Here is a 21,065-nt window from a genome sequence, read left to right on the forward strand (position 1 = left end):
GAACGATGATCTTGACGGCGGTGTCGTTGTGGTTGATCAGGGTGTCGAACCCCTTGTCGATGAGGTCCTCCAGGGCGTGGAACCGTGCAGCTTTCATGTGCGTGCCCCTTTCAGCGGATGTGGTGGGAGGGCTGCAGTTCGTACACCGGAGTGGGAAGGCCTTCCATCCTGGCCTTGAGCTGCAGCGCCAGGTACGTGGAGTAGTGCCTGCTCTGGTGGAGGTTTCCGCCGTGAATCCAGAGGTTCTCCACATTCGTGGGCTTCCACATGTTGCGCAGTTCCCCTTCCCACGGGCCAGGATCCTTGGGCGTGTCCGAGCCGAATCCCCAGCACTTCCCGACCGCGTCCGCCACCTCGGGTGAGACCAGATCGGCGAGCCAGCCATTCATCGAGCCGTAGCCGGTGGCGTAGATGATGACGTCGGCTTCGAGCTCGGCGCCGTTAGCCAGGACGACGGCGTTGCCCGTGATTTTGCCGACCTCGCCGTTGGCAAGTTTTACCCTGCCGTCGATGATCAGCTGCGAGGCGCCTACGTCGATGTAGTAGCCGGAACCGCGCCGCAGGTACTTCAGGAAGAGCCCTGAACCGTCCACGCCGAAGTCCAGGTCGAACCCCGCAGCCTCGAGCCGGGAGTAGAAGTCAGCGTCGCGCCGGGCCATCTCCTGGTAGACCGGGATCTGTGCGTCCGGGAGGATCCGGTACGGCAGCGAAGCGAACAGCAGGTCCGCTTTCTCGGTCGTGACGCCGTTGGCCAGGGCCCTCTCGGAGTAAAGGTCGCCGAGTGCCAGGTCCATGAGCGACTCGCTGCGGGCGATGTGCGTGGAGGAGCGCTGGACCATGGTGACGTCGGCGCCGTGCTCCCAGAGGTCGGCGCATATGTCGTGGGCTGAGTTGTTGGACCCGATCACCACGGCTTTCTTGCCCGTCCAGTCCCCGCCGCCCGGATGCTTGGACGAGTGGTACTGCTCCCCCAGGAACGTCTCGGCGCCGTCGAAATTGGGAACGTTGGGGTAGCCGGAAACGCCCAGAGCGAAGACAAGTTGCTTGGGGCGCAGGGTGACCGGTTCGCCGTCGCGGACCACACTGACTTCCCACTCGCGGGTGTCCTCGTCCCAGCGTGCGTTGGTGCATTCGGTGCTGGACCAGTAGTTGAGCTCCATAATCCGCGTGTAGTGCTCCAGCCAGTCGCCGATCTTGTCCTTGGCGGCGAAGACGGGCCAGTCGTCCGGGAACTTCATGTAGGGCAGGTGGTCGTACCAGACGGGATCGTGCAGGTGCAGGGACTTGTAGCGGTTCCGCCAGGAGTCGCCCGGCCGCGCATTCTTCTCGATGATGATGGTGGGAACGCCGAGCCGGCGGAGCCGTGCGCCAAGTCCGATGCCGCCCTGGCCGCCGCCGATGATCACGGTGTAGGGCTGCTCCTCGTAACCAAGCTTGGCGGCCTGCTCCTCCTTGAGTTCAAGCCAGGACTTTCGGCCTTTCTCGATGCGGTGGGCCACGCCCTGCTCGCGGTTGGGGCCTTTTTTCTCCTCGAATCCCTTGAGTTCCTGCATGGTGGTGAGCAACGTCCAGCATTTGCCGTTGCGCAGGCGCACGTGGGCATAGCCCCGGGCCTGGGCAGTCTCGAACGTTACCCAGGCTTCGGCGCCGGCGGCATCACCGGTGGCGTCCTCTGCGAGCGCCCAGTTGTGCGGCCCCACGTCGTCAAGGGTCGCCTCGAGCATGCGCCCGATGCTGTCCTTGCCTTCCATGGTCTTGAGGTTCCAGGTGAAGGACACGAAGTCGCGCCAGTACGATTCCTCGTCGAACAGCTCAAGCGCCGCTGCGGTGTCCTTCCTGCGCAGCGCTTCGTCGAACTGCTCCAGCCATCCGGCGACGATGCCGTTTGGTGTCTCGGGCATGATTTCCTCTTTCCTTTGATGACCCGGCCATATGGCCGGGCGCCACGTTGCTGCTGCCGGGGCCGCGACCCCCTGCGCACCTCCGTGACCCGCATCACAAGTAAAAGCCGCCGGGGGTTACAATCGGGTTGCATGCTTTCGTCCTCTGGTGGGCGGCCATGGGCACCATTCAATGACGAGTTGGAGGACACGTATGCCGACGCCTGATGCTGCCGCCCAAGCACGCGATCTTCGGTTCACGTCTCCCCTTGAGTACGCCCGGGCCCTGCGACAGGCCCATGAAGCCACGATTTCCGGACGCCCCGACCCGAACATAGCCCCGTCACTCGTGACCTCGTGGCAGCGGTCGCTGGCATTGGGGATCGATCCCGACCGGCACCGGCCGGTCCACCGCCACGACGTCAGCGAAGCCCGGCTACTCGGCGCCGAACACCGCCTGGCAGTTGTCATGCCGGCTCTGTCCCAATTGCTTGCCGACGAGACTACGGATGGCCGACATCTGCTCATCGTCACGGACCACCTCGGCGAGGTTCTCTGGCGGATCGGCAGCCGTCGTGCTCTGCGCCAGGCCGATTCTTTGGAGTTCGTGGAGGGCGCCGACTGGTCCGAGTCCGGTGTGGGGACCAACGCCATCAGCGAGGCCTTGTTCACCGGCAACGCCGCGCAGTTGTTCTCGGCGGAGCACCTCGTTCGTACCCACCATGACTGGGCCTGCACCGCTGCCCCTATCCGGGATCCGTTCACGGGCGAGGTCCTGGGCATCCTCGATGTCTCCGGACCTATCCAATCCATGACGCCAGACAGCCTGCGGATGGTGCGGTGCGGTGTCCGGCTGGCCGAGGAACTGCTCAAGTCGGCGGCAACGCCGGCTGTCGGCGCGGCGGCAGGGCGGGCACCGGCCCGTCCTGCCGCAAACACCAGAAGCGGATTAGGCAGTACTTTGACCCTCCGCATACTCGGTGACAAGCCCGCGGCAGAGGTCGACGGCGGCGTGCCGCTTGCGCTGACGCTGCGCCGCGCCGAAATCCTGGCGATGCTCGCTTCCCGGTCCAGTGGTTGGAGCGCGGAGGAACTGGCGTACGAGATATATGGCGAGGACGGCGCCGCCGCATCAGTCCGGACGGAGATGCACCGAATTCGGGGGCTGCTCGGGAACGTCGTGGAACCCAATCCCTACCGCTTCGCCGCTGGAGTGCAGGTGAAGACCGACGCGTCTATGGTGACTGCCCACTTGCGGGCGGGACGCGTGACCGAAGCCCTCGCTGCGTATCCGGCGAAGCTCCTGACCCGTTCGGCCAACTTCGCCATCGAGCTCATGCGCGATGAGCTCAACGAGGCCGTGGGTGCCTCCGTGCGTGCAAGTGGCGAAGCCGACCTGATCCTGCGGTGGTGCTCCACAGACATGGGCGCGGAGGATCCCTCCGCTGCCGCCGCGGTTGAGCAAATTGCCGGGACAGATGATCCCCGCTTCCAGTTGGTGCGGGCCAAGATGGCACGGATGGATCGAGAGCTGCGGGCGTAAATCTGAGCTTGTTTAGCCAGGTCCGGCGTCAGCGAAGGGGGTGCATGTCGACGACACTCCAAGCTCCGTTCGCGTAGCTAACGTAGATTCCCACGGTCGAGCTGTTCTCAGGCGTCGGGCTGCGAGCAACAGATTTGTCAGCTAGGTAGTAGTGAGTCACCTCTTGAGCAACCTGAACAATTATTGGCTGCTTGGCTGCACCGGGCTTATAAGTGACTCGGACTATTGGCAATGAGACTCCCCCGCCTACAAGCCAGCCACCGTCCCTATAACTGGCCGCCACACCCTTCTTTAACGAACTGCAGAATTCGCAAGCAGGAGATGCTCGCTTGGTCCACTTGGACAAGTCGCCGGTTTCAACGCCGTAATTGAACAGCCAGAACCAGTATCTTATAAATGATTCAGCCCCCTCTTTCGAGTTTTCGCTGGACAACGCCGGCCTGAGCGGAGGCTGAACATTTCGGGCCCTGCCCTTTGCATCGGCAGGTTTATAGCGAGGCGTCGGTTTTGCTGTCGGTACAGATGACGCCACGGCGGTCGGCCGCAGCGAGCCACCTGTCGTGTTGTCCGTGGGGGATCCCCCACCGCAAGCAGTCATGAGCAGCCCTAGCGCCGCGGAAAACGCAATCAAAAATACGGGGCGGAGGGGATTGGAATGCAGTGTCACGGCAACTACCGGCCTTTCATCGTTGACCCGGCAGGACAACCTTCGCCCCGCGGGTTAGCGATGCAATCGTCGGCATAAGTGCGTGTGACCGAGCGCCAAACACTCACGCTCTGGGGCGGCGAGCTGAACTGACCCTGGTTGGGGATGGGTAGATCGGGCCCACCGTTCACGGAATAGGTTCCCTGGAAGTACGTTGTCAGAACGACGTTGAAGTCACCGGTCGCGGCGTAGGCATGGCTAGTCCGGGTCTTCTCGCCCCAGCGATCCTGCGGCAGCGGGCCGCCCATTGTGATGGTCGGACCAAGCGATGTCCCGTCGCCATAGTCCCAGCGGTACTGGACCGGTTTGGCGATGATGTGGACCTTTTGCCCAAGCATTGTCACGTCGAAGGCCTGTTCGGAGGATTCCGCGTAGAAGTTGGTTTCGGCGCCCCTCAGCGTATGCGGTCTCGGCTGAATACCGAGAGTGCCTGCGTTGACGGGAAGTTGCTCGAAGCGACGCTGGATCTGGGCGGCGATCCTGCCGAGGACGTCGCTTGGATCCTCGGTATAGACACAGCGGTCGGGCGGTATCCAACTCCAGACTGGGGGGTTAATTGACTTCAGCGACTCATACCAACGTACTGGGCGTCCGTCCTTGCCGTCGGTGCACTTGATGGAGGCCGCCAGACAACCTATGTCAAAGTTGTTTTTGCCGTCATCCAGACACAAATACTCAAACTTGTAGGTTTTTGGATCGTCCGGCAGCGACTGGGGCATATCTACCCAGCCGCCAGCGCCGGGATCGTACCGCCATATGCCTATCCCCCTGTCGTTCCACGAGAGATCAGAACCCCCCTCATTGGCGTTTGAGATCGATGGCGCCGAAATGGCTAAGAACATGGAGAGCATTCCAGCAACAAATTGCCTCCAATGGGATGGCACGGACTAACCACCGAGTCGATCGACGTTGAGGGCATGCCACTTACCCTTCACGTATTCGGCGATCATCAGGTCGCCCAGCACCCCTGATGGTGCCACTGTTTGGCCGACGGAGCCATCTGCGTTTCGAAGCGTTCCGGCTTCTTGCTCAGACTGAATGACGACCTGGAACTGACCGGGGAGCACTGCAACAAATTTCGACTGGGCAGCCTGCACGTTTATTACGGCGCCTTCAACCCACCTACCACTCGAGTTCCATTTGACTACTCCGGGAAATATCTTGCCGCACATTGCGCATGAAGCACCCGTTACGGATTTTATCGGAGACAAATTACCAGTCTCGAAACCGTAATTCAGCAGGGCATACCAGTACCTAGCAAACGCCTCCAGCCCCTCCTTCGTGTTCTTGTCGGCCAGGGCAGGCTTGACCGGCACCGGCACATTCTGCGCCCGCCCCTTAGCGTCAGCCGGCTTGTACACGGGCGTTGGTTTGGGCGTGGGCGTAGCACTGGGAGACGCCGAACCCGACGCGGACTGCGCTGGCGACGCCACGGTCGAGGCAGTAGGGCCAGCTTGCGGGTCTCCGCCACCACTGCAACTGCTGAGGGCAAGGACGGACACAGCAAGCACGGAGATCACAGGCAGACGGAGGCGTTCGGAAATGCAGGTACGAGAAGTCATGCGCTAATCCCCCCGGATAGGTTTCAAGACATCTGTGTCCAAACAATGGTTAAAGGGTAACCGAGGTCACACTTTTCGGCTCAAAGTTATCCACAGGCAAATTTTCGAGGGATCAAGCCACCAGGCAGAAGACAAAGCGGGCCCGGTGAGAATCTCACCGGACCCGCCGAGTTTCAGTCAACCGGTCGGTTACACCGTTCCGGCGCTGACCTGCGGCGTAAGCCGGGGCTGCGCCGGAAGCACCAGCTCCCCCGTCTTGTCCGTCGACAAGGCGAGCGACGAGACAAACTGGGGTTCGCCGTCGGGCCCGTCCTGGGCCGAGCGCATCATGTCCGGGCGTTCGAACTCAATGCCGGTCACGTGGCAGAGGAGCTTTGCGTGGCTGGGGTTCCCGTCGGCGTCGAACATTGGCAGGTCGATCCCGTCATCGGAGCGGCGCAGGTAGTACTTGCCCTTGGTCAGAACCGCCAGAACCGGCGGCAGGACAAGCGCCAGCACCACTGCGAAAATCGGTGAATACGGCTGGATGCCGGAACCAAAGGCACCGAAAAACACCGCGATTGATGCCCCGGCAGAAGCCAGCATGGACACAAATCCCACCGGGTTCACTGCATGCAGCATGCCGCGCCGGAATTCCGGAGCCTTGGGTGAAATCTTCAGCAGGTACTTGTTAATTGCAATGTCCGAGGCCACCGTCACCACCCAGGCCATGGCGCAGTTGGCATAGAAGCCCAGGATCGTGTTGAGGAAGTCGAACATGTTGGCTTCCATCAGGATCAGCGCGATCAGCAGGTTCACCGCTACGAACACCATGCGCCCGGGGTAGGTCTTGGTCACCCGGGTGAAGCTGTTGGTCCACGCCAGCGAGCCGGAGTAGGCGTTGGTGACGTTGATCTTGATCTGGGAAATGACCACCAGCACCACGGCCAGGCTCATCGCCAGCCACGCCGGCATCATCTCCTCGTAGACGCCGAGGAACTGGTGCACGGGCTCGTTCGCCGTCGCCGATGCCGCGGGATCCAACTTGGCGATCAGGTAAACGGCGATGAACATGCCCACGATCTGCTTGACCGCACCAAACAGGACCCATCCCGGCCCGGCCAGGATCACCGCACGCCACCATGCGCCCTTGTTGTCCGCGGTTTTGGGCGGCATGAAGCGCAGGTAATCGATCTGCTCCGCAATCTGCGCCATGAGCGACAGGCAGACGCCTGCGGCCAGCATGACCGATGCCAGATTCGTGCCTGCCGCACCGGAGTTGCCCGTGTACGCGAAGAAGTCATCGATGCTGCCGGGGTGGGACACCAGCAGGTAGCCGACCGGAACCACCATGAGGAGCAGCCACAGCGGCGTTGTCCAGACCTGGAGTTTGGCCAGGGTGTTCATCCCATAAATGACGAGCGGAATGATGATGATCGTGGACGCGGCGTAACCCAGCCACTGCGGTATTCCCAGCCCCAGTTCGAGGCCCTGCGCCATGATCGATCCCTCCAGCGCAAAGAAAATAAACGTGAAGGTCGCAAAGATCACGTTCGTCACCACCGAGCCGTAATAGCCGAACCCGGAACCGCGGGTAATCAGATCCAGATCGATGTTGTAGCGCGCGGCATAATAGGCCAGCGGAAAACCCGTAGCGAAGATAATCACCGCGGCCACCACAATTCCGAGGACCGCGTTCACCGTGCCGTAGGCAATCCCGATATTCGCCCCGATCGAGAAGTCAGCCAGGTAGGCAATTCCCCCCAGCGCGCTCGTCGCCACCACGCCAGCGCTCCACTTGCGGTAAGAGCGCGGGGCGAACCGTAGCGTGTAATCTTCCAGGCTTTCCTTCGTGGCGCTCATGGCGTCGGTATTGGCGTCGGCGTTGCTGGCCGCCGCCTTGCCGGCCGCCCGTGGCCGCTTAGTTTCCAGTCCGACGCCGGAACGGCCGACGGCACTACCTCCCGCCGTCGGACCGCCGCCCGGACTATCCAACAGTTCGCTGTCCTTCACGTCATTCGTCATGAGGCATCCGCTTTCATCACCGGTTTGTCTTCCTCGCCGACGCTAGTCACGCCGTGCGACAGTACGGTTCCGGCCGTATTACAGCGGTGTAAAGATACAAACAGGCTGGTCAAGGCAACGGCCCTGACCTGTGGCGCGCTGCCGCGGTTACTGGGAAAATCTGTCCATACACCTATCGTTTTTCTACGCAGTGTAGAAGAATGGAGCACATGATGTTCACCCACGCCGACGGCGATCCCATCCTGGTCCTCGACGAAGAGCAGTGCTGGCAACTCCTGGAGGGCACCAAGCACGGCCGCCTTGTGGTCACAGTGGCCGGCGAGCCGGATATCTTCCCTGTCAATTACGTGACCAGCCGCAGGAAGCTGTACTTCCGGACAGCGCCGGGCAACAAGCTCGCGCAGGTGACCATCAACGACAGGGTCCTGTTCGAGACGGACGGCATCATGTCGGACCAGGCCTGGTCGGTGGTGCTCCGGGGGACAGCCCGCGTCCTGAGCAAGTCAGCGGAGATCGCCGAAGCCGAAGAGCTCGGGCTCGCGTCCTGGGTCCCGACGTTGAAGGACTTCTACGTGGAGATCGATCCCGGTTCCGTTAGCGGCCGGCATTTCCAGTTTGGCGAGCAGCCGGAGCGCGATTTCTAGAGAGGCCGCCGGCCTAAACTGGGAATATGGCGGACCGGCTGACTCCTGAGCAGCGCAGCTGGAACATGTCCCGCATCAGGGGCAAGAACACCAAGCCCGAACTGCTGGTGCGGAGCCTCCTGCACGCCAAGGGTTACCGCTACCGCCTGCATGGCGCCTCGCGCGGCATCAAGCTGCCAGGCAACCCGGACCTCGTTTTCGCCGGACGGCGCAAAGTCATCTTCGTCAACGGCTGCTTCTGGCACTTCCACGACTGCAAGGTGGGCCAGCACGCCCCCAAGGCCAACGCCGAATTTTGGGAAACGAAACGCACCCGCACTCGGGACCGCGACGCCAGCCAGCGGCGTCAGCTCGAAAACGACGGTTGGGAGGTCCTCACAGTCTGGGAGTGCGAGCTCAGGGACATGTCCGCCGTGGAGAAACAGCTGGAGCTGTTCCTCTCGGCGGGCTGACCCAGCGCTGAACTGGAGCAGGGCCCAGTTCAGTTCTCAGCCGGAGCCAGCCGGTAGCCCACGCCGCGGACAGTCTGCAGCCAGCGCGGACTCTGCGCCGAATCGCCGAGCTTTTTGCGCAGGTTGCCCATATGCACCTCGACGGACCGCTCGTCCGCCTCGCTGATGTAACTTCCGACGTCGTACGGCTCGTCCCGCAGGCGGCGCACCAGATCCGCTTTGGTACGGACCATGCGGCCCGCCTCAAGCAGGGCGTGCAGCAGGTCGAACTCGGTACGGGTCAGGCTCAGCTCCTGGCCGTCAACGGCCACGGTCCGGGATTCGTAGCTCAGGTCCAGGCCATTGTGGGTGTACTTCCGCCCCTCACTCGCGGCGGCGGCCGGTGAGCCGGCCTCTTCGGCAAGTTCCGGCGTCGAACGCGGACGCCGCATCATGGCCGCAACGCGGGCACGCAGCTCGCGCGGACGGAACGGTTTGGTGAGATAGTCGTCGGCTCCGGACTCAAGGCCGATCAGGGTGTCCAGCTCCTCCGCACGGGCAGTGAGCATGACGATGTAGGCGTCGGAGAACTGGCGGATCTGCCGGGCCACTTCGAAGCCGTCGATGTCCGGCAGTCCGAGGTCGAGCGTGATGACCGCCGGGTCCAGTTCCCTGGCGGCGAGAACGCCCTCGGCTCCGCTGCTTGCGGCGCGCACTTCAAAACCGGCCTGCGTCAAAACGACGCGCACCAATTCGCGAATATCGTGGTCATCCTCAATGACCAGTCCCACGCGTGTATCACCCATCGCAGCCCCCTCAGCCCGCTACATCCCGTCTGCAGTATAGCTCCCGGCGGATATCCTGCTCCTATGCGGTTCTCACGCCACGCCCAGATGGACCATCGCCCATGAGCAGTATCGCCTGGAAAGATTCCTCCGGCCGGATCCTGCTCTTCCGGCGGCCCTTCCACGAGTACTCCCTGCGGGGCAGGGTAATGCTGAGCCAAATGCCGCTTTCCGTGACGGCGGGAATTACAACTTTCCTTATTCTGGCGTTCTTCCCTGAGACTCTCCGCAATCCCCTTTTCATCAGTTTCCTGCTGTCACAGGCAGTAATACTGGTCCTTTGCTATGCCGTCCCCTGGCACCGGCTGCCGTTTCCCTCTTTCCTGGTAATACCCCTCCTGGACCTGGTGTCAATTTGCCTGGGCAGGGAAGGCGGTCAGGACAGCCTGACGGGCCTCAGCCTCATGGCCGTTTTTCCGGTCATCTGGCTGTGTGCCTCCGGGCTGTTCCCCAAAGCCGCGGTGGCCATTTCCTTCTTCGGCCCCTTGGGCATCATCTGGGTGCCGCTGTTCCTCCGCGGCGCCGTCTCCGGCCAGGACCTCGCGCGTTCCTTCCTGCTGCCGGTGATGATGCTGGGCATCGGCGTCACCGTGTCCGTCATGACGCTCAGCATGGTCCGCCAGCAGCGGGACCTTGAGGAGCAGCAGCGGGACCTGGAAGAAAAGGACTCCCAGCTCCGCGGCGTGCTGACCGGAAGCAAACGCCAGGAACGGCTGCTGAACACGGTCCTGGACACAGTGCACATGGGCGTCCTCGCCGTCGACGCGCAGGGCCATGACATCCTGATGAACCGCAAGCAGCGCAAGCATCACCAGCTGGCAACGCCCCCAACGATCGATGATCCCAACGAGTCCCAACTGCTGGTGTTCTCCGCTGACCGGACCACCCTGGTCCCGGTCGACCAGCGGCCGGTCCGGCGCGCGGTCCTGGGCGAGGAATTCACCGATTACCTCGTGTGGCTCGGAGCGGGCGCCGAACAACGCGCCATATCCACCAGCGCGCGGCCCATGACGGACCAGGACGGGAATTTTGCCGGCTCCGTGATCGTGTTCAGTGACGTCACCGAGCTCGTGAACGCCCTGGCCGCCAAGGACGATTTCGTTTCGAATGTCTCGCACGAATTCCGCACGCCGCTCACTTCGATTCTTGGTTACGTCGAGCTTCTGCTGGACGACGACGACGACCTCACCGACTCCCAGCGCGGCCCCCTGGAAATCATCCGGCGGAACTCGGAACGGCTGCTCACGCTGGTCTCGGACCTGCTGTCCAGCCGCAACGGCCAGCTACTCGTCACGCCCGAGGCCGTTAACGTGGCCGAACTGGTGCGCACGAGTGTCACCGCTGCCCTGCCGCGGGCCGCGGAGTCAGGCATCCACCTGCGCGCCGACGCCCCGGAGCGGCTGGAGGCCCACATCGATGCTGCGCGGATCTCCCAGGTCCTGGACAACCTTGTGTCCAACGCCATCAAATACTCGCCCGACGGCGGGGACGTGGTGGTGGCGCTGCGGTCCGAGGACGGCCACATGGTGTGCAGCGTCAGCGATACGGGCATGGGCATGAGCCAGCAGGACCAGGACGAGGTCTTCGCCAAGTTCTTCCGGTCCGCAGCCGTCCGCAACTCCACCATTCCCGGCGTCGGGCTGGGGCTGTCCATCAGCAAGGCCATTGTGGAGGCCCACGGAGGCCGGGTCTCGCTCCGCAGCGAAGTGGGGAAAGGCACCACGTTTACGTTTGCCGTGCCGGTCCAGAATTAGCGCAGTGCAGAACTAGCGCGGTGCAGAACTCGCGCAACGCAGAACCGAGTTCGTGACCGCGCTACCCGCCCGAAGGTGTCCTTTACGGTTACGCCCGGTGGTCCTCGATCAGCCATCCGGCGAGCTGCCGGGCACGCCCGGCCGCGTCAAGATCACCCTCGGCCGCGGAGATGATCGAGCCCTTCATCAGGATGTGCCAGGAGCGGGAAAAGTCGTCGGTCCGCTGCAGCCCCGCCTCGTCGGCGAGCTGCTTCACGTGTCCGCGGATTTTGGCGAGGTAGTCGATGCTGGCCCGCCCCAGCGGATGCGAAGCGCCCATCTCCAGCAGCACGTTGATGAACGAGCAGGCCTCAAAGTCGGTGCGGTGGAACCAGTCGGAGAAGACATCGAAGATGGCCAGCAGCTGCTGCTCCGCCGTGTCCGCCCTCCCCCGTGCCTCCCCCATGATGGCGTTGACCGTCCATACCTGGTCGCGCCGCTCAAGGAATGCCAGCACGAGTTCGTTCTTGGAGGCAAAGTGGCGGTAGAACGTGGCTTTGGCGACGCCGGAACTGCTGATGAGTTCGTTGATTCCCACGTTCCGGACGCCACGGCGGGCGAACAGCTCATAGGCCGCGTCGACGATCCGCTCATGCATTCCGGCAGGGCCGGACCCCGCAGTGTCCTCGCCAATCGTCCTGCCCCCCGATGGGCGCGGGAAGCCGGGCGTGGCGGCCGGCTGCGGTCCAGTCTGAAGCGCTCCGGAAGCTGGTTCCCCGGCGCTCCACTGCTTGGAGCTGGGTACCTCTGCCATTAGGAATATTCTATCCCAATATGCAAGACAGACCTGTCTGTCTTGGGATATTGTTCTAATAAGTCTGAGCGGTTTTTCGAATGCTAGATCCGGTCCCGTTGACTGCCTGGCCTGGACGGTTTGCATGGTCTTCCACAAGTGGACTTTCCCAGTCAGTGGGATGAAACGGGCATACCGAAAGTTGAAGTGTCAGGATGGCAGATTATCTCCGGTGGGATGCTCACGACTTTGTCCACTCTGATGCCTACTTCCATGCGGCCGACTTCCGGGTGGCCGGGGCGCCTACAGCCTCGCTGGAGAATCTGGGGCCAGGGCGCCCTCCCGAAAGCCAGGGCAGCACATCGCCCCCTGACGGCTCAGCCCAACAGGACGCTTCACCCCACGAGGCGGACGCACGCCGCCCCAAAATCGACTCCCTGCGGCGGCAGGTGGTCGGCATCATTGCTTCGGTACTCGAGGACAGTGACCCTGCCAGCGCCACCGCCAGAAGCCGGCTTCGGCATTGCCTTGCGCACAATGCCGGGTGCCCGGAGAAGGCCCTCCTCGAGCATCTGCTCGCCCTGCATGGTTCCGAGCTGGCCGGTCCCGAGCTGGCCGGTCCCGAGCTGGCCGGTGAACTTGAGGATCCGCAAGGCTAGCGGCCGAGGGTCGCCTGGCGCACCACTTCTCCCCAGGACTGCTCGGCCAGGTCGGCCACGGCTGCCAGGATTTCCGACGGCGGCCGGGACAGATCCAGCGGAAACTCGACGATGTCGATGTCCGTGTTGAGGATCCGTCTCAGCTTCATCTCGCCCGCACCGGCATAGACCAGCCAGGCGGTGGGCACGCGCAAGGCGGTGCAGTAGGCGAGCATCTGGAAATGGTCCGCCGAAAGCGATGCGCCCTGGTCGGTGCCGGCCCGGTACTGGGCGTCGTACACCACCACGGGCCGGCCGCCCAGCAGGTGCACGGCGTCCGGGCGGACGGTCAGCCTGTCAGAGTCCCGGACCGCCTCGTTCAGCATCGCGTTGTACTGCAGCCTCATCTCGCCGGGAAAAGCCGCCATGGCCCGGCGCAGCGCTGCGCCGACGAAGTCCCCGAAGACCTTGCCCATGTCGACGACGAAGGACGCCGTCTGCTGCCTGCCCTCCCCCGCCTCGGCGGACGCATTGCGCAGGATCACCTCGGAGAGCCGCAGCGCGGCATGGTACCGGAGGTTCATCCGGCTGGCCTGCCACGACGGAAGCGGGGCGCCGGCGTGAAGGCGGGTGACGCCGTCGAGCTTTCCCTTCAGCTGCCGCAGGCGGCCCAGCACATCGGGGCGCACGCCCGGGACCCGGGACATCCGGTCGAGCGCGGCGCGCAGGATGCGGTTTTCCGGAATGTCCTCGGTGAACTCGTCGTAGGAGACTTCCAGCGGCACCAGCATCCCCGGCCGGCGGGAAATCTGGTCCGAGATGCGGATGCGGCCCTTGACCGTGCGGAGCGATTCGTCGACCGTGACGTAGCCCTGCAGGACGCCGCGCTGCAGGGCGCGATCGGCAAGCTGCACCAACGACGCCGCCAGGGCGCTCCACAACTCGGCATCTTCGTCGGCCGCCACGGTGTCGTCACGGAAGCCCTGGTCCCCGGCGTAGCTCAGCAGGAAAAGCAGCCGGCTCAGCCCGAGCCTGCCCTTGGGCCGCACGTCGAGCTGCACCAGCGGGGTGCGCACGGATCCGACCATGCCGACGGGCTCAATCCGGAAAAGCCCCATGCCCATGGGCGTCGCCTTGGCCAGGCCACTGGAGTTCAGGAAGGCGGCGCTGTCCGGGTCGAGCTTCTCCACAGTGCCGCGGGAGAGCTCATCCAGAACGATGTGCCGCAGAGCCGGCGCAGAGCCGCGGCCGCCACGGGCAGCGGCGCCGGTTCCGGCAACCACCACGGGAGCCGCCGGGCTAGCGAGCCGCAAGGCGTCCCAGCAGCTGGTCCAGCCCGAAGCGCTCTTCCAGCTGGGCCCGGTTGAGCTGGCCGTGGTAGTGCTCCTCCAGCAGCGGCATGAGCTCGTACTTCCAGATCCGGCGCAGGCCGGCGGGGGTCTGCGCCGCCTTCTTCATGAAGTAGGACGGCCCGATCATCAGGTCGCGGTCCCATTCATCGATGGCCTGGTTGAGGGCGTCCAGCAGCAGCGCCGGCGTGGTGTCCAGCTGCCGGGCCTCCAGGAACCTCAGCAGCGATCCCCTCACCGGCTCGGTCTGCGGGTGCAGCTCGATGAAGGCGAAGCGGCGGCGGATCGCGGCGTCCATCATGGCGATGGAGCGGTCCGCGGTGTTCATGGTGCCGATGATGTACAGGTTGTCCGGAAGCGTGAACGGCTCGTTGGGGCTGTACTGCAGGTAGATCCGGTCATCGCGGTATTCCAGCAGGAAGTACAGCTCGCCGAACACCTTGGCCAGGTTGGCGCGGTTCATCTCGTCGATGATCAGGAAGTAGGGCTTGGACTCGTTGCCGGGCTTCGCTGCTTCCTCCGCGAGCCGGCGCAGCGGCCCGGCCACGAGCTTGAAGGAGACCTGGCCCTCGTCGGTTTTGTCCGGCCGGTACCCCTCGAAGAAATCCTCGTAGGCGTAGGACGGGTGGAACTGGACGAGCTTCACCCGCTCGTCGGTGCTGTCCTGCGCCAGTTCGGCGGCGAGGTGCTTGGCGAGGTAGGTCTTGCCGGTTCCCGGCGGCCCGTACAGGACCAGCTGCCGGTTCTCCTCCAGCAGGTCGGCGATCTCCTGCAACGGTTCCACCTCCATGTGCAGGGAGTCCGCGAACTCGCGCGTCACCGGGCGGAAGCCGCCCAGTACGGGGAGGGCAACGGTGGCCGGTGACGCATCGGCGTCGGGCTCGGTTTCCGCCTCGGCGGGCAGCAGCGCCTGCACCGCCTGCACCACCCGGGTGACGTCGACGACGATGCCCGGGGTGGCCAGCTGGCGCTGGATGTGCCGCGGCAGGTCGGTCACGGCGTGGGCTTCGTCGAACCAGCGCACCTTGCGGCGCATCCGGCGGTTGTCCCCGTTGTGGTCCGGCTCCCCGAGCACGACGCCGATCCGGACGGCGCCGGCGTTCTGGTACAGCGCGAGGTCGCCCGGCTTCATGACGGTCAGGAACGCGAAGACGGCGGTCTTGGTGTCTTCCCGCTCGACGTAGCCGAGGTGCTTGTAGTCCTCGTCCACGGCGTGCTGGACCAGCCCGGCGGTAACGCCGGCGTCGAGCAGGCGGAGGTGTTCGACGTCGAGCGTCACCTTCTCCTCTGCCGTCCAGGCAGCCAGGAGCTCGGCGTTGTCGTGGTGGGTGCGCAGCAGCCAGGCCCGGCGGCCCGGGTCCCCGACCTTCCGCCACTGGCTCACCAGCTGCCGGGAGTACCAGTCGATCCGCTGGCCGGCCTGCTCATCCAGGTGCAGGCGGATACGGCGGATGTCGGCGGTGATCTCCTCCTCGCTGTCCCCCTTGGCCCCGCCGACGAGGGAGGCGAAGGCGTCCCGGATCTCCTGGCGTTCAACGTCGGCCACCACCGGCTCGAAGTAGCTGGGCCAGGCCAGGTATTCGATGCTGCGGCGGATGGCCGGCTGGTCATCGGGCGTTTCGGCCGCCAGCATGTGGAAGGCTAGCGGATCCGTCAGTGCTTTGCCGATTTCGGCCGTGGACTGCCGGTCGACGTTCTGCACGAACCGGCAGAGCCATTTCAGGTGGTCCCAGATGGTCCAGTTGAACTCGGCGGTCCGGTCGCGGATGACGCCGTGGTCGGTCATGCCCTGGTAAAGCTCATCAGGGAGCTCCAACGGCGGTTCTAGCCAGGACGCTGCCTCGGCGACCCGCGCCCGCTTGACCTTGAGCGACTTGACCTCGTGCGCCAGCGGCAAGGACTGCAGGAAGAGGAGTTCCACTGCCAGCTGCTTCGCCGAAGGGGACGCGTCCGCCAGGTTGTGGCGCAGGTTGGTCATCATGGGCGCCTTGGCGTCCGCGACTCCCCGGTCAAGGCGTTCCAGCAGTTCCGCCGCGGCCTCCGCCGTCCACGTTTGCGTGCGGCCGTCCAGCGCCGATGGCCTGCCCTGCAGCCCGGCGCCGAGTACGAACCACGCGGCGTCCTCGATCTCTTTGGAGATTCCGAGGGCGCGGTGCATGGCAGGCTTTGGGGCGGGGGTCATGCGTTCAAATTTACAGGGTTAACCTGAGCGCCAGCACCATGACGGGCCGGAAAGCTACTTCCGGGTAACAGCGGGCAGCCGCTTCCGGCCGAAGGCGAAATAGCAGCCCGGGCCGATGAAGTTGACCAGCGTGGCCAGCCGCCAGAACATCTTGGAGCCGCGGATCTGCTCGGCGGGACGGCGCGAAAGGTCGCGCTGGGCCGCGGCGAGGAAGGCGAGCTGCGCGGCTCCGATCACAATGGTGCCGATGCGCGCAGCAGGCGGAAGTTCCTTCCAGGACTTCTTCTTCCGTGCCATATTCTTCTTTCCGAATTTCCCGGTTCCCACGGTCAATGCTCCTTGCGCTCAATGAAGGGCTCCAGCAGCTGCTTCTGTTCCGGTGTCAGCCGCAGTACCCTTCCGGTGGCTTCATCGACGAAGGCCAAATGGCTTGCGGCCTTCACACAATCGTCGCCAGTTACGGGGTCCTGCACAAGGTAGTGAATGTCGAAGCTTGCGCCCTTGACCGCCCCGACCCATACCTGGACCGCCGCGGGGACGTTCCGGTATTCGAGGGTCTTCACGTACCGGATCCGATGATCCACCACGAGCGCCATGGTCCCTTTGGGAACGGCGTTGAACAGCGAGACTTCCGGTTCAATGCCGGGCAGCCCGGCGCCGGCGGGCGGACCGAAGGCGGCGATGCGCGCCTCCTCCAGCATGCGGACGATCTCCACGTTGTTGATATGCCCGTAGGCGTCCATGTCCCCCCAGCGCATGGGCACGAGCACCTCAATGCGCCGGGGGTCGGGGTGGCCTCCGGGTTTTGCGGCGGTCAGCTGTGCACCGCCGTTGAATCGTCCACGGGTGTCTCCTCGGCATCCGCTCCGGCGAACTGCGACATGTACAGCCGGTAGTAGGCGCCTTCGGCGGCCAGGAGGGTCTGGTGGTTGCCCTGTTCCACGATCTTGCCGTTCTCCATGACCAGGATGGTGTCGGCGTCCCGGATCGTCGAGAGCCGGTGGGCGATGACGAAGCTGGTCCGGTCCGTGCGCAGCGCAGCCATGGCCTTCTGCACCAACAGCTCGGTGCGGGTGTCCACCGAGCTGGTGGCCTCGTCCAGGATGAGCAGCGACGGGTTGGCCACGAAGGCGCGGGCGATGGTGATGAGCTGTTTCTCGCCCGCGCTGACGTTGTTGCCCTCCTCGTCGATGACCGTGCTGTACCCGTCCGGCAGCGCCCGGACGAAGCGGTCCACGAACGTGGCCTTGGCCGCCGCCATGACCTGTTCCTCGGTGGCGTCCAGCTTGCCGTACCTGATGTTGTCGTAGATGGAACCGCCGAACAGCCAGGCGTCCTGCAGCACCATGCCCACCTTGGAGCGCAGCTCCGCCCGGCTCAGCTGGGTGACATCCACGCCGTCGAGCGTGATGGAGCCGGAGTTGAGCTCATAGAAGCGCATGACCAGGTTCACCAGCGTGGTCTTGCCGGCGCCGGTGGGACCGACGATGGCCACCGTGTGCCCAGGCTCCGCGGTGAAGGACAGGTTTTCGATCAGGGCCTTGTCCGCCGTGTAGCTGAAGGTGACGTCCTGGAACTCCACGTGGCCGTCGGTCTTGGCCGGCAGGTGCTGCGTGGCGGTCTCGGCGTCCTGCTCATCCGCGTCCAGGAACTCGAACACGCGCTCGGCAGATGCCACTCCGGACTGCAGCATGTTGGCCATGCCCGCCATCTGCCCCAGCGGCTGGGTGAACTCGCGGGAGTACTGGATGAAGGCCGTGGCGTCGCCCAGGCTCATGCTGCCCGAGGCAACCCGCAGGCCGCCCACCACCGCAATGCCGACGTAGCTGAGGTAGGAGACGAACTGCATCACCGGGAAGATGATGCCGGACACGAACTGGGCGCCGAAGCTGGCCTTGTACAGGGCTTCGTTGCGCTCGTCGAAGCGCGCCAGCATGTCCGCGTCGCGGCCAAAGACCCGCACCAGGTCGTGCCCGGAGAAGGACTCCTCGATCTGGCCGTTCAACTCCCCCGTGTTCTTCCACTGTGCGGCGAACAGCTTCTGGCTGCGGGCGCCGATCACGCCGGCCGCAGCACCGGAGAGCGGCAGCGCAATGAGGGCGATCAGGGCCAGCTGCCACGAGACGATGAACATCATGATGACGATGCCGAGCACCGTCAGCACCGAGCTGATCAGCTGGGCGAACGCCTGCTGCAGCGCCTGCTGGACATTGTCGACGTCGTTGGTCACCCGGGAGAGCACGTCGCCGCGCTGGCGGGTGTCGAAGTAGTTCAGCGGCAGCCGGTTAAGCTTCTTTTCGGTGTCGTCGCGGAGCTGCCGGATCACCTTCATGACGATCCTGTTGAGGACGTATCCCTGGAGCCACAGGAAGATGTTGGCCACGAAATACATGAGCAGCACGGCTGAAATCAGCACGGTCAGCTTCTGGAAGTCGATGCCTGTTCCTGGCACCAGCTCCATCCGGGAAACCATGTCCGCGAAGTTGTTCTGGCCTTGGGCCCGCAGCCCCTCGACGAACTGGTCCTTGCTGACGCCGGCCGGCAACTGCTTACCCACCACGCCGCCGAAGATGACGTCCATGGCCTGGCCCAGCACCTTGGGCGCAATGACGTTGAGGATCACCGAAACGATCACCATGCCCACCACGACGTAGATGCCGGCGGCTTCCGGTTTCAGCAGGCCCATGAGCCGCTTCGCCGACGGCCAGAAATGCTGGGCCTTCTTGGCTGGCATCGCGCCGAACATGCCGCCGTCGGCTTCGCCCGGCTTGTACTCCTCCTCGACGAAGTCGTCGTCTTCGAGGACCGGAGCGGCGTCCTGGCCGGTGCTTGGGTTCTGGCCGGTGCCCTTCTTTTCGGCGCTCATGCCACTTCCTCCACGCTCAGCTGGGACTCAACAATTTCCTGGTAGGTGGGCGACGTTTCGAGGAGTTCCTCGTGCGTGCCGCGGTCCACGATCCGGCCGTTGTCCAGCACCAGGATCTGGTCCGCTTCCGTGATGGTGGAGATGCGCTGCGCGACGATGATGACGGTGGCGTCAGCGGTGGTGCGCTTGAGCGCGGCACGCAGCCGGGCGTCGGTGGCGACGTCCAACGCGGAGAAGGAGTCGTCGAACAGGTAGACCTTGGGCCTGGTAACCAGGGCGCGCGCGATGCACAGGCGCTGGCGCTGGCCGCCGGACACGTTGGTGCCGCCCTGGGCGATGCGGGACGCGAGGCCGTTTTTCTTTTCCTTCACGAAGCCGTCGCCCTGGGCCACGTGCAGCGCATCCCACAGTTCGTCGTCGGAAGCCTCCGGCTTTCCAAAGCGGAGGTTGTGCTCAATGGTTCCGGAGAACAGGTAGGGCCGCTGCGGAACCAGGGCCACGCGCTTGGTGATTTCCGCCCGGTCCAGCTGGCTGACGGGCACGCCGTCGAGGAGTACGTCGCCGTCGGCCACGTCGTACAGCCGCGGCAGCAGGGACAGCAGGGAGGTCTTGCCGGCACCGGTGGAGCCGATGATCGCCACGGTCTCCCCCGGCCGGGCGGTGAAGCTGATGTTGCTCAGGACCGGCGCCTCGGCTCCCGGGTAGGCGAACGTGACGTTGCGGTACTCCACCACGCCTGTCAGCTGCCCCGGAGTGACCGGCCGCTCCGGGTCATGGATGGACGGTTCGACGTCGAGCACCTCACCGATGCGGTCCGCGCAGACGGACGCGCGCGGAATCATCATGGCCATGAAGGTGCCCATCATCACCGCCATGAGGATCTGCAGCAGGTACTGCAGGAACGCTGTCAGGGAGCCGACCTGCATGTCGCCGGAGTCCACCCGCTGGCCGCCGAACCAGAGCACGGCGGCGGTGGACAGGTGCAGGATCATGCCGATTGCAGGGAACATCAGGACGAACAGCGCACCGATCTTGAGCGATACGTCCGTCAGTTCCTTGTTGGCCTGGCCGAAGCGTTCCGTTTCATACGGTTCCCGGACGAACGCGCGGACCACGCGGATGCCGATGATCTGCTCGCGCAGGACCTCGTTGATGCGGTCGATCTTCTTCTGCATGGAGCGGAACAGTGGCATGAGGCGCACCACGATGTAACCCACCACCACGATGAGGATGGGGACCGAGACCCAGACCAGCCAGGACAGGTTGATGTCCTCGCGCAGGGCCATGATGATGCCGCCGATGCACATGATCGGCGTGGACACCATGAAGTTCAGGCCCATCAGCACCAGCATCTGGACCTGCTGGACATCGTTCGTGCCGCGGGTGATCAGGGTGGGCGCGCCGAAGGCGTTGACGTCCTTGGCCGAGAAGCTGGTCACCTTGCGGAAAACGCCACGGCGGAGGTCGCGGCCCAACGCCATGGCCGTCTTCGATCCGAAGTAGACGCCGGCAATGGCGGTGCCCACCTGGAGGAAGGCCACGAGGAGCATGACGGCGCCGGTGCGCCAGATGAAATCGGTGTCGCCGCGGGAGACGCCCTCGTCAATGATCTGGGCGTTGAGGCTGGGCAGGTAGAGCGCCGCTATGGTGGATGCCAGCTGGAAGGCGATGACAGCCACGATGTAGGGCAAATACGGTTTGGAATAACGCCGTATGAGGGTGACGAGCATGCTCACGGATCCTTCGGGAGAGCGCGAATGAGTTAAGAAGAGTAATAGCAGACGGGTCTGACAGCCCAAGCCTTCCAACTCTACGAAATCTGTTGCCCGTGCGAAACGTTGCGGGCGAAGATCATCCCAACGGACGACGCCCGCACCCACAGCGCGAAC

18 protein-coding genes are annotated in these 21,065 nt (G+C 64.2%); 5 read left to right on the forward strand and 13 right to left on the reverse strand.

Annotated features, from left to right (window positions below):
- Positions 1–110 precede the first annotated feature (110 nt).
- The gene (locus tag ACFQ50_RS16195) at positions 111–1,901 is read right to left on the reverse strand and encodes an NAD(P)-binding domain-containing protein (protein ID WP_377996669.1); all 1,791 of its coding nucleotides are present in this window, start codon (positions 1,899–1,901) and stop codon (positions 111–113) included.
- A 193-nt stretch (positions 1,902–2,094) separates the two neighbouring features.
- Here ACFQ50_RS16195 and ACFQ50_RS16200 point away from each other — a divergent pair, with 193 nt between their 5' ends.
- Positions 2,095–3,423, forward strand: coding sequence for a GAF domain-containing protein (locus ACFQ50_RS16200; RefSeq protein WP_377996670.1), 1,329 nt, complete (start codon positions 2,095–2,097; stop codon positions 3,421–3,423).
- A gap of 28 nt (positions 3,424–3,451) precedes the next feature.
- Here the strand turns inward: ACFQ50_RS16200 and ACFQ50_RS16205 are convergent, their stop codons facing one another.
- The 4 genes from ACFQ50_RS16205 to ACFQ50_RS16220 form a co-directional block, all read right to left on the reverse strand.
- Positions 3,452–4,021, reverse strand: a complete 570-nt coding sequence (locus ACFQ50_RS16205; protein ID WP_377996671.1) for a DUF6318 family protein — start codon at positions 4,019–4,021, stop codon at positions 3,452–3,454.
- A 74-nt stretch (positions 4,022–4,095) separates the two neighbouring features.
- On the reverse strand, positions 4,096–4,971 hold the full coding sequence (locus ACFQ50_RS16210; RefSeq protein ID WP_377996672.1) for a hypothetical protein: 876 nt from the start codon (positions 4,969–4,971) through the stop codon (positions 4,096–4,098).
- 45 nt (positions 4,972–5,016) lie between these two features.
- Positions 5,017–5,490 carry a DUF6318 family protein gene (locus ACFQ50_RS16215; protein ID WP_377996673.1) on the reverse strand — a complete coding sequence of 158 codons (474 nt, stop codon included), beginning with the start codon at positions 5,488–5,490 and terminating at the stop codon, positions 5,017–5,019.
- Between the two features lie 390 nt (positions 5,491–5,880).
- On the reverse strand, positions 5,881–7,695 hold the full coding sequence (locus ACFQ50_RS16220) for a purine-cytosine permease family protein (protein WP_377996674.1): 1,815 nt from the start codon (positions 7,693–7,695) through the stop codon (positions 5,881–5,883).
- 209 nt (positions 7,696–7,904) lie between these two features.
- Here ACFQ50_RS16220 and ACFQ50_RS16225 point away from each other — a divergent pair, with 209 nt between their 5' ends.
- Both ACFQ50_RS16225 and ACFQ50_RS16230 read left to right on the forward strand, forming a co-directional pair.
- Positions 7,905–8,339, forward strand: coding sequence for a pyridoxamine 5'-phosphate oxidase family protein (locus ACFQ50_RS16225; RefSeq protein WP_377996675.1), 435 nt, complete (start codon positions 7,905–7,907; stop codon positions 8,337–8,339).
- A gap of 26 nt (positions 8,340–8,365) precedes the next feature.
- Entirely contained in the window at positions 8,366–8,791 is a 426-nt protein-coding gene (locus ACFQ50_RS16230; RefSeq protein WP_377996676.1) for a very short patch repair endonuclease, read from the forward strand.
- 29 nt (positions 8,792–8,820) lie between these two features.
- Here ACFQ50_RS16230 and ACFQ50_RS16235 read toward each other — a convergent pair whose 3' ends face one another.
- Entirely contained in the window at positions 8,821–9,576 is a 756-nt protein-coding gene (locus ACFQ50_RS16235; protein WP_377996677.1) for a response regulator transcription factor, read from the reverse strand.
- A gap of 101 nt (positions 9,577–9,677) precedes the next feature.
- On the opposite strand from ACFQ50_RS16235, the gene ACFQ50_RS16240 reads away from it, so the two are divergent.
- Positions 9,678–11,369 (forward strand): sensor histidine kinase, encoded by a 1,692-nt coding sequence (locus tag ACFQ50_RS16240; protein WP_377996678.1) that lies wholly within the window; start codon positions 9,678–9,680, stop codon positions 11,367–11,369.
- A gap of 88 nt (positions 11,370–11,457) precedes the next feature.
- Here ACFQ50_RS16240 and ACFQ50_RS16245 read toward each other — a convergent pair whose 3' ends face one another.
- Entirely contained in the window at positions 11,458–12,006 is a 549-nt protein-coding gene (locus tag ACFQ50_RS16245) for a TetR/AcrR family transcriptional regulator (protein ID WP_377996690.1), read from the reverse strand.
- Positions 12,007–12,356: 350 nt separating this feature from the next.
- Here ACFQ50_RS16245 and ACFQ50_RS16250 point away from each other — a divergent pair, with 350 nt between their 5' ends.
- Positions 12,357–12,800, forward strand: a complete 444-nt coding sequence (locus tag ACFQ50_RS16250) for a hypothetical protein (protein ID WP_377996679.1) — start codon at positions 12,357–12,359, stop codon at positions 12,798–12,800.
- Here ACFQ50_RS16250 and ACFQ50_RS16255 read toward each other — a convergent pair.
- From ACFQ50_RS16255 to ACFQ50_RS16280, 6 genes are all read right to left on the reverse strand, one after another.
- The gene (locus ACFQ50_RS16255) at positions 12,797–13,993 is read right to left on the reverse strand and encodes a restriction endonuclease (protein ID WP_377996691.1); all 1,197 of its coding nucleotides are present in this window, start codon (positions 13,991–13,993) and stop codon (positions 12,797–12,799) included. The genes ACFQ50_RS16250 and ACFQ50_RS16255 overlap by 4 nt on opposite strands.
- A gap of 85 nt (positions 13,994–14,078) precedes the next feature.
- Positions 14,079–16,310, reverse strand: a complete 2,232-nt coding sequence (locus tag ACFQ50_RS16260; protein WP_377996680.1) for an McrB family protein — start codon at positions 16,308–16,310, stop codon at positions 14,079–14,081.
- 54 nt (positions 16,311–16,364) lie between these two features.
- Positions 16,365–16,637 carry a hypothetical protein gene (locus ACFQ50_RS16265; protein ID WP_377996681.1) on the reverse strand — a complete coding sequence of 91 codons (273 nt, stop codon included), beginning with the start codon at positions 16,635–16,637 and terminating at the stop codon, positions 16,365–16,367.
- Between the two features lie 2 nt (positions 16,638–16,639).
- Positions 16,640–17,068 carry an acyl-CoA thioesterase gene (locus tag ACFQ50_RS16270; protein ID WP_377996682.1) on the reverse strand — a complete coding sequence of 143 codons (429 nt, stop codon included), beginning with the start codon at positions 17,066–17,068 and terminating at the stop codon, positions 16,640–16,642.
- A gap of 56 nt (positions 17,069–17,124) precedes the next feature.
- Positions 17,125–19,176: an ABC transporter ATP-binding protein gene (locus tag ACFQ50_RS16275; RefSeq protein WP_377996683.1), complete on the reverse strand. Its 2,052-nt coding sequence runs from the start codon at positions 19,174–19,176 to the stop codon at positions 17,125–17,127.
- On the reverse strand, positions 19,173–20,906 hold the full coding sequence (locus ACFQ50_RS16280; RefSeq protein WP_377996692.1) for an ABC transporter ATP-binding protein: 1,734 nt from the start codon (positions 20,904–20,906) through the stop codon (positions 19,173–19,175). The genes ACFQ50_RS16275 and ACFQ50_RS16280 overlap by 4 nt, the downstream gene beginning before the upstream one ends.
- Positions 20,907–21,065 lie beyond the last annotated feature (159 nt).

Origin of the sequence: Arthrobacter sp. NPDC056493 (assembly GCF_042795115.1) — a bacterium.
Classification (GTDB): Bacteria; Actinomycetota; Actinomycetes; order Actinomycetales; family Micrococcaceae; genus Arthrobacter.

Coding starts and splice junctions, on each gene's coding strand:
- ACFQ50_RS16235 (WP_377996677.1), bottom strand. CDS start 9,576: ATGGGTGATACACGCGTGGGACTGGTCATTGAGGATGACCACGATATT.
- ACFQ50_RS16245 (WP_377996690.1), bottom strand. CDS start 12,006: ATGCATGAGCGGATCGTCGACGCGGCCTATGAGCTGTTCGCCCGCCGT.
- ACFQ50_RS16275 (WP_377996683.1), bottom strand. CDS start 19,176: ATGAGCGCCGAAAAGAAGGGCACCGGCCAGAACCCAAGCACCGGCCAG.
- ACFQ50_RS16260 (WP_377996680.1), bottom strand. CDS start 16,310: ATGACCCCCGCCCCAAAGCCTGCCATGCACCGCGCCCTCGGAATCTCC.
- ACFQ50_RS16240 (WP_377996678.1), top strand. CDS start 9,678: ATGAGCAGTATCGCCTGGAAAGATTCCTCCGGCCGGATCCTGCTCTTC.
- ACFQ50_RS16270 (WP_377996682.1), bottom strand. CDS start 17,068: ATGCGCTGGGGGGACATGGACGCCTACGGGCATATCAACAACGTGGAG.
- ACFQ50_RS16230 (WP_377996676.1), top strand. CDS start 8,366: ATGGCGGACCGGCTGACTCCTGAGCAGCGCAGCTGGAACATGTCCCGC.
- ACFQ50_RS16225 (WP_377996675.1), top strand. CDS start 7,905: ATGATGTTCACCCACGCCGACGGCGATCCCATCCTGGTCCTCGACGAA.
- ACFQ50_RS16220 (WP_377996674.1), bottom strand. CDS start 7,695: ATGACGAATGACGTGAAGGACAGCGAACTGTTGGATAGTCCGGGCGGC.
- ACFQ50_RS16210 (WP_377996672.1), bottom strand. CDS start 4,971: ATGTTCTTAGCCATTTCGGCGCCATCGATCTCAAACGCCAATGAGGGG.
- ACFQ50_RS16205 (WP_377996671.1), bottom strand. CDS start 4,021: ATGACTGCTTGCGGTGGGGGATCCCCCACGGACAACACGACAGGTGGC.
- ACFQ50_RS16280 (WP_377996692.1), bottom strand. CDS start 20,906: ATGCTCGTCACCCTCATACGGCGTTATTCCAAACCGTATTTGCCCTAC.
- ACFQ50_RS16250 (WP_377996679.1), top strand. CDS start 12,357: ATGGCAGATTATCTCCGGTGGGATGCTCACGACTTTGTCCACTCTGAT.
- ACFQ50_RS16195 (WP_377996669.1), bottom strand. CDS start 1,901: ATGCCCGAGACACCAAACGGCATCGTCGCCGGATGGCTGGAGCAGTTC.
- ACFQ50_RS16200 (WP_377996670.1), top strand. CDS start 2,095: ATGCCGACGCCTGATGCTGCCGCCCAAGCACGCGATCTTCGGTTCACG.